Source organism: Poinsettia branch-inducing phytoplasma str. JR1 (genome assembly GCF_000309465.1).
Lineage (GTDB): Bacteria > Bacillota_I > Bacilli_A > Acholeplasmatales > Acholeplasmataceae > Phytoplasma > Phytoplasma pruni.
Genome location: NZ_AKIK01000140.1, coordinates 1 through 444 on the forward strand (window position 1 = coordinate 1; position 444 = coordinate 444).

At 29.1% G+C, this 444-nt stretch carries 1 protein-coding gene; it reads left to right on the plus strand.

Features of this window, described 5'->3' with window-relative positions:
- Positions 1-85: 85 nt before the first annotated feature.
- Positions 86-444 (plus strand): dTMP kinase (locus ON17_RS02695; RefSeq protein WP_017191967.1); only part of this gene is annotated, 359 nt, incomplete at its 3' end.

A 444-nucleotide genomic window follows, 5' to 3' on the forward strand; every position in this document is an offset into this window, starting at 1 on the left:
AATTTAAATAATAATTAAAACCCTAAGACCTTCAAATCGAAGGTCTTTTTTTATACCCAAAATCTAAATTCAAAGGAGAATTAAAATGAAATTAATAGTTTTTGAAGGCCTAGATGGCAGCGGTAAAACAACTTTAATTCAAAAAGTTAGAAAACAATTAGAAAAACAAGGTCACGAAGTAATTACTTTACAAGGTTTAGGAAGTTCCTCCATCGGCAAACCTCTTCGCGACATCTTTTTAACTAATGCCCAATTAAAACCATTAACTAGATATCTTCTTAGTTGCGCTAACATGTTTCAAATCCAAGAAGAAATGATTAAACCATATTTAAACACTAACAAAATTATTTTAATCGATCGTTGGTTAGGTTCCAATTTTGCTTATCAAGTTTACCCTCATATTTTCCCTTATAACATTGATAAAAATTATCAGTTCTTTAATTG